At 45.5% G+C, this 7,716-nt stretch carries 5 protein-coding genes; 4 read left to right on the top strand and 1 reads right to left on the bottom strand.

The window, feature by feature from the left end; genetic code table 11:
* The first annotated feature begins 6 nt into the window (after window positions 1-6).
* Window positions 7-1,842, top strand: coding sequence for an ABC transporter ATP-binding protein (locus LZZ85_RS27650; RefSeq protein ID WP_237877258.1), 1,836 nt, complete (start codon window positions 7-9; stop codon window positions 1,840-1,842).
* A 161-nt stretch (window positions 1,843-2,003) separates the two neighbouring features.
* Here LZZ85_RS27650 and LZZ85_RS27655 read toward each other — a convergent pair whose 3' ends face one another.
* Complete coding sequence (locus LZZ85_RS27655) at window positions 2,004-3,401, bottom strand: S1C family serine protease (RefSeq protein ID WP_237877275.1); 1,398 nt, start codon at window positions 3,399-3,401, stop codon at window positions 2,004-2,006.
* A gap of 347 nt (window positions 3,402-3,748) precedes the next feature.
* On the opposite strand from LZZ85_RS27655, the gene LZZ85_RS27660 reads away from it, so the two are divergent.
* The 3 genes from LZZ85_RS27660 (at window position 3,749) to LZZ85_RS27670 (ending at window position 7,315) form a co-directional block, all read left to right on the top strand.
* Window positions 3,749-5,197 carry a circularly permuted type 2 ATP-grasp protein gene (locus LZZ85_RS27660; RefSeq protein ID WP_237877277.1) on the top strand — a complete coding sequence of 483 codons (1,449 nt, stop codon included), beginning with the start codon at window positions 3,749-3,751 and terminating at the stop codon, window positions 5,195-5,197.
* A 221-nt stretch (window positions 5,198-5,418) separates the two neighbouring features.
* On the top strand, window positions 5,419-6,360 hold the full coding sequence (locus LZZ85_RS27665) for an alpha-E domain-containing protein (RefSeq protein WP_237877279.1): 942 nt from the start codon (window positions 5,419-5,421) through the stop codon (window positions 6,358-6,360).
* A gap of 10 nt (window positions 6,361-6,370) precedes the next feature.
* Window positions 6,371-7,315 carry a transglutaminase family protein gene (locus LZZ85_RS27670; protein ID WP_237877281.1) on the top strand — a complete coding sequence of 315 codons (945 nt, stop codon included), beginning with the start codon at window positions 6,371-6,373 and terminating at the stop codon, window positions 7,313-7,315.
* Window positions 7,316-7,716 lie beyond the last annotated feature (401 nt).

Genomic DNA, 7,716 nt, shown 5'->3' on the forward strand with positions numbered 1-7,716 from the left:
GCAGAAATGAAAGTCTACCGGCGTTTGTTGGGTTATATAAGACCGTATCATAAATTCGTTTTACCATTCTTTGTATTAACGCTGATAGCCTCGTTTTTCAGTGTCTTCCAGTTCACATTACTTATCCCTTTGTTAAAGTTTCTGTTTGATCCTTCCAGCGCAACAGATAACGCGCAGTATGCGGTAGCACCTGTATTCAGTTTTTCAGCAGGATTTTTCAAAAATTATTTCTACCATCTTGTTTACGAGTTCAAAACGACCAAACCTGTGTATGCTTTATATTTTATGGCAGGGCTGATCGTGATAACCGTGATACTGACGAACCTGTTCCGTTATCTCGCACAACGTTCGATGATCAAAACGAGGACATTGCTGGTAAAAAGGCTGCGGGAAGCTCTTTTTGAAAAGATCAACCGTCTGCAACTTGGTTACTTTACGAAGGAGCATAAGGGCGATCTGATCTCACGTCTCAATGGTGATGTATATGGAGTAGAAGGTGCTGCGGCAAGTTCCCTTGAAGTGTTATTCAAAGAGCCGTACCTTATTATTTTCTTTTTTATCGGCTTGTTTGCAATATCTGTACAGCTGACAATATTCACACTGATCATCATTCCTGTTGCAGGGATCGCTATTGCAACGATCACGAAAAAGTTGAAAAGCGAAGCGAAGGATGTACAGGCTTCTGCAGGAAGGCTGCTTACGATCATTGATGAAACGTTGTTGGGCATGCGTATCATCAGATCTTTTAATGCTACCAACTTCATACAAAAAAGATTCAGCAGAGAAAATGATTTTTACCGTCAGGCAAGCCTGGCCAGCTTTAACAAACGGGAACTTGCTCCCGCGTTTTCAGAAGCCGCGGGCGTGATGGTCGTAGCAGGCATTCTTATCTATGGTGGCGGGCTAGTATTAAGCGGCACGGGCGGTTTACAGGCCAGTTCATTTATAACATTTATTATCCTTTTCTCCCAGGTGATCAGACCTGTAAAATCACTGGTAACAGCTTTATCAAACGTACAGATCGGTCAGGCCTCCGGCGAGCGCATCCTGGAGATACTTGATAAACCTGTTGAGATCGAAGACAAACCGAATGCAATTCCGATGAAGGCATTCAAGGACAAGATCGAACTGGTAGATGTATCATTTCAATACGGAGAAAAACAGGTTTTAAAGAATATCAATCTCACTGTTGATAAAGGAAGAACGATTGCACTGGTTGGCCCGTCCGGAGTCGGTAAGTCGACCATTGCAGATCTTATTCCCCGTTTTTATGAAGTAACTTCAGGTGAAGTACTGATCGATGGTGTAAACGTAAAAGACTACACTATGGAATCCTTACGAAGCCATATGAGCTTTGTTACACAGGATATCATCTTATTCAATGACTCGATCTTTAATAATATCGCCCTTGGCCGGCCGGATGCCACAGAGGAAGAAGTGATGAGAGCGGCGAAGATCGCCAATGCACATGAGTTCATCATGAACACAGAGCATGGCTATCAAACGAATATCGGCGATCGAGGGATCCGCCTTTCCGGAGGTCAGCGTCAACGATTAAGCATTGCCCGCGCTGTCTTCAAAAACCCTTCGATTCTGATACTGGATGAAGCGACGTCCGCCCTTGACACGGAAGCGGAAAAATCAGTACAGGACGCCCTGAATAACCTGATGCGTGGCCGGACAACACTTGTCATCGCACACCGCCTCAGTACGATCAAAGAAGCTGACGAGATCATCATCATGCAGGATGGCTGCATCATTGAAAGAGGACATCATGATGAACTGATCCAGATCGAAGAAGGAGTATACAGGAGATTGACCTCGTTGCAGAGGATTGCGTGAGAGGAGGAGAGTTGACAGGTTGGATAGGTTCCATATGTTCATCGGTACCGCGTTATCAGGTTAAAAGTTAGGTTACTTACTTTAGTTATAAAATCTACAGCGCCCGTGAAAACCTATGGAACCTATGAAACTTATGGAACTTGTAAAAGCATCCTTCTTCCTCATGGCCGGTAAAACCGCTTGCGTTTCAACCGTTGCCAGTGATAGAAAACGTAGAGGCCGCCGAGTATGATCACGAAGGCGAGAACACGGAACACGAGTTGTTGAGAAAAACTTTCTTTATCCTGGCCCGCTTTTACTCTTGTTTCGCTGTCACTGATATAATAAGCCAGCAGGGGATATGATCCATTGATCTCGGATGCAGATTCGAAGAACTGCCGGGCTTTGAAATAATATCCTTTGAAATAGAGTGCCAGTGCTTCATTGTAAGTTTTGGAAGCGCGGCTCATTTCCGGCATTACATGGGCCGAATCAAGAAATTCTTTTACCACAGAAACAGGTATTGCAAAATTGAATCCTGCCGCGAGGCTGCCGGTTTTTTGCTCCAGGCTGCCAAAGGTCGCGAGGCCGATCACCTCTCCTTTATTGTCACATACAGGGCTTCCGCTGCTACCATGGGCGATGACTGCATCCATCTGGATCACAGGCCACCCACCGATTGAACGCTTTAATGCACTGACTACACCAGTTGTCAGTGTGGGCTCGATGCCCGTTTCCCTGGCAAGGAACGTATTCGATGTTACCGGCTCGGGATACCCCATTACTAATACCTGGCTGCCAATTCTCGTCATCGGATCCGCACTCACCGGCAATGTCGGCATTTGCATCACACTGTCAACCTTCAACACAGCAACATCTTTACCAGGCATAGCCTTCCCTTTTACGACCACTTTTGCAGGAAGTCGCCTGGTGGCGAAATCTTCCGGTCTGCCGTTTACACGTATATGTACAAAAATGTCTTTCTTCAGATCAAAGATGATCATGGATGATACCTGCGAATAGATCACACTGTAAACGTTATTCAACAATCCCCGTTGCTCTTCGTTCAATGTCATCTCCCATGATTTCTCAAGCGATCTGATATTTGCATCTGTAACATCTTTAAAAGTGGATAGAATGAACTGCCTGCGGATATAAGCATTATCCCTGTCGATAATATGGCAGTTCGTAACAAAATATCCATCGCCTGTTACAAAGAAGCCCGTCCCTGAAGAATTGATCCTGTGCTGCTGCCGGTAATATTCTGACGTGCGGGAAAAATAGCGGAATGGACTGTTATAAAGTGCCTTTACAACGATATCGAGTTTTTCTTCTGCGGAAAGCATCGTACCGCTTGTATCAAGTTTCTTGACAGAATCTACCAGTTGTTTGAACCGGCTTTCATTCATGCCGACCTTGTTTACATAAACAGTTCCGGAGAAGACTGTCTGCACCATTCCGACACCAGGAGAATTGGCAGCATAAGTTTGTTCCGGAGATAACAACTGGGCTTCGGCCTTATTCATTAAGAAGGCCAGGCTCAATACTACTACTAATCGAATGGTGAAACGATGTGCCATCAGGGATCAAATTACAAAAAACCTTGCCATGACGCAAAGGACCGGCGTGTTATAATAGAAATTTGAAGGAAATATCATTTAAAGAGGGGGCGTACCCGAAAATAGGGGCGTTTATGTCACTGTCCCCTTGCTGCCTTAATGACAATACCAACAGTAATGAGCTTTGGCAGGACCTGTGAAAAGGCCGGTTCATGCTGCAAACCAACGCCAGCGGATTCGGGTACATGTTTAACATTTCCCGGCTGAAATCATTAAAAATGATTTCATTTCATTATATTCGATCATAACGGTTGCACACACATCCCATAGATGTGCGGCAACTTTTTTTATTTTCAACCTAACTGCTAATGACGGGTCACCAACTTTTTCAACAATACCAGGGCCAGACGGGTATCTGGGATGAGATGTGCTTTGGAGAAGGAATACGCTCCCAATACAGCCGGGTATTTGAAGCCATCAGCCAGATCCCGGTAGAAACACTTCTGCAAAAAGACAAAGAAGCCGGCGAACTTTTTATGAACCAGGGTATCACTTTCACTGTGTATAGTGATGATGCCGGTATCGAAAAGATCTTCCCCTTCGACATCATCCCCCGCATTCTTACCAATAAGGAATGGGACCATATACACGCCGGGATCACACAAAGGCTGAAAGCACTCAATCTGTTTTTAAAAGATATTTACTCTGACCAGCAGATCCTCAAAGACGGGATCATCCCGGCAGACCTCATTGCCTCCTGTCCCCATTATACACGTGAAGTATTCGGCATCAAAGTGCCGCATGATCTTTACGTACATATCTCCGGCATTGACCTTATACGCGGCCAGGATGGCACCTTTTATATACTGGAAGACAACCTGCGTACACCTTCGGGCGTATCATATATGCTGGAGAACAGGGAAGTGACAAAACGGATCTTCCCCGGAATGCTTACGCAGAGCAAAGCGAGGATGGTCAATAACTATCCGCTGTTGCTGCATGACATTCTTGGTTCACTTGCACCGCAGCAATTATCCAACCCTACTGTAGCATTGCTTACACCCGGCGTGTACAACTCTGCCTATTTTGAACATACTTTCCTTGCACGGCAAATGGGTATACCATTGCTGGAAGGAAGAGACCTGCTGGTAGATAATCATAAAGTATATATGAAGACCACTGCCGGACTACAGCAAGTGCATGTGATCTATCGAAGGCTGGATGATGATTACCTCGATCCGCTGGTTTTCAGACCTGACAGTGCGCTCGGCGTACCAGGGTTGCTGAGTGCATACCGCAAAGGCAACGTTGCAATTGTCAACGCGGTTGGTAATGGGGTTGCAGATGATAAAGCTGTTTACGCTTATGTCCCGGATATGATCAAATACTACCTTAACGAAGAGGCAATTCTTCCAAACGTGCCCACTTACGGATTGGAGAACATCGATGCAAGACAGTATGTATTTGACAATATTGGCAATATGGTGATCAAACGTACGAATCAATCCGGCGGGTACGGCATGGTGATGGGAAACAAGGCCAGTGAAAAAGAACTGGATGATATCAAAGAGGCTATACTGGATACTCCCCGTGAGTTTATTGCACAACCGATCATCAAGTTATCTACCGTTCCCTGCTTTATCGATGGAAAACTTCAGCCACGTCACGTTGATCTGCGGCCTTACGCTTTATGCGGACCAAGCGGGATCAAAATTGTTCCGGGAGGGCTTACCCGTGTTGCGCTTCGTGAAGGCTCATTGGTGGTAAATTCTTCCCAGGGCGGAGGAAGTAAGGATACTTGGGTGGTTGATCTTTGATGTGAATAAAAAGATAAAATTCAAAGTAAAGAATCCCCGCTGATACCATGACCTGAACATACTATGCCGGAGATCATTACTTCAAAATTTTCTTTTCGCTATGCTGCTACCCGTTCTTTTTGATCATTTAATAAAAAATCGAAAGTATTCCAATATAGAGGCGATGTCTCTGATGACCAAACGGATATTTTTAATTTTACTTTTAAATTTTTACTTATCCCATGCTTAGTAGAATTGCCGACTCACTTTTCTGGCTTAGCCGATATATGGAAAGATGCGATTGCGTTACAAGAGCGATCGCCACAAACTATATCCTGTCTTTTGATTCAAGCAGTCATACAGATTTTTCCTGGAGAGATGTGATACAGTTATTTACACCGACGAATGACGAGCATATTCTGCAAAACGGAGATCATATCTCGAATGCACTGACTTACCTCATCACGGATATAAAGAACATGAATTCAGCGAAAGTCCTGATCACACGTGCCCGTGAGAACGCCAGAGGTGCGCAGGATTATATCACCAAGGAAGTGTGGGAGCAGGTGAACCAGCAATATCACTTTGTGAATCTTCATGCTATGGAAGATCATATCCGGGGAAACCGGACATTGGAAATGATTGAAATGCTCGACCAGAACAGTACGTTGTTCTATGGAGTTACCGACAGTACGATGCCACGCGGCCAGGGCTGGAATTTCATGAGCCTCGGTAAGTTTCTCGAACGCAGCATTCTTTCAATAGACACAACGCATGCTCATTTCCGGAGAATTGACCACAGGGTCGATCATGCGCAGGACATCCTGTTCTGGAAAAACCTTCTTCTATCCCTTTCAGGTTACGAACTTTATTTGAAGAGCTATACCCACGGGCAGCATAACATGAATGTGATCGATCACATCATCTTCAATAAAAACTTTCCAAGATCAGTGATCTATTCGCTTGAGAGAACGCGTCGTTATCTCGACGAGATCGTTGAAGACACAAAAATAGAAGGAAGCCCCGCCTTGCAAAAAAGTTTCGGGCGCATTTGCAGCAAGGTCGAATTTGCAGATATGAGTATTATCCAGGATGAAGGCCTGCCAAATTTCTTATTTTCGCTGCGCAATGACCTCGTGAACTTTTCGAACCAGCTCACGCGTATTTATTTCTCTTACGCCTAACAAAAAATGAATGCCCGTTTTTAATATACACCATATCACGAAGTACGAGTATGACCGGCCTGTAAAGGAAAGTGTGAACGAGATCAAGATCTATCCCTATGCCTGCCAGCACCAGGAAGCCCTGTATCACCAGGTCAATATCACCCATTCTCCCGAAATACTGCTGGTAAATGATTACTGGGGCAACCGTACAGGCATGTTCAATCTCCTGCCATCACATCAGGAGCTCATTATCGAGAGCAAGCTTATTGTGCGGACACTGGGTCAATCAAACCCCGTATTGAACACTGCTGCAGGTCTGGAGCAGGTTCAGTCGGATCGAAACAACAACCTTCATTTGCTGGAGCTTTCACAGGTAAAGGAGATCGAATTGAGAGACCAGCTGAGTATGTTACTGCAGGAATTTTACACGGAAGGAGCACCTGTTGCATCGATCGTTGAGGATTGTTGTGCTTATATCTTTAATAACTTCAAATACATCAAAGGCATTACGAACATCGAAACGACGGTACAGGAGATCCTGGACCTTCGTTCCGGCGTTTGCCAGGATTTTGCGCATGTAATGCTTGAACTGCTTCGCAGTATCGGTATCCCCAGCCGGTACGTGAGCGGTTATATTTGCCCGAATAAAAACGGCATGCGTGGAGAGGGCGCCACGCACGCATGGATTGAAGCCTGGATCCCCGGTAATGGCTGGACAGGAATTGACCCGACCAATAACGTTTGGGTAACCAATCACCATGTAAAGCTTGCTGTCGGCAGAAACTTCAATGATTGCTCTCCTATCAAAGGAACATTCAAGGGCCCTGCGAGGCAATCGCTTTCCGTTTATGTTTCGGTTGGATATGAAGATGGACAAACCTTTGAAGAAATGAATGCTGTAAGAATGGAGAAGCTTCTTAACGGTGATGATGTTCCCGATATGGCGTCGTTTGCGGGCCAGCAGCAGCAGTAATGGTGGTAGGTGAGCCCGGGTGCCGGGCTTGGCAGTTTTTTTCGACGGGAGCGTCGAGGGCTCTTTTTAGTTTTTTGCGGGAGGGCAAGGGCCTTTTGTTCGAGGGTTACCTCGAAGACTCTTTGTACTTTTTTTGCCGGACGGGCAAGGCGCTTTTTTTCGACGGGAGGTCGAAAGACTCTGTTTACTTTTTTTGCCTTGATGCAAAAAAAGTAACAAAAAAAGATCAAGGCTACGCGCAAATAGCCAGCCCCGCACTTGATGCGGGGGCTAAAAATTATGGGCTGCACCTGGCACTAAAATAAACTCGCCGGAGGAGGGTTTGGGATTGATTGGCGTGCTGGCTCAGACAGTATTTTAGCGCCCTCGCCTGCGGCTCGTCGGTTACGCCCATAATTTTC

The organism is Terrimonas ginsenosidimutans, assembly GCF_022012415.1.
GTDB lineage: Bacteria > Bacteroidota > Bacteroidia > Chitinophagales > Chitinophagaceae > Terrimonas_A > Terrimonas_A ginsenosidimutans.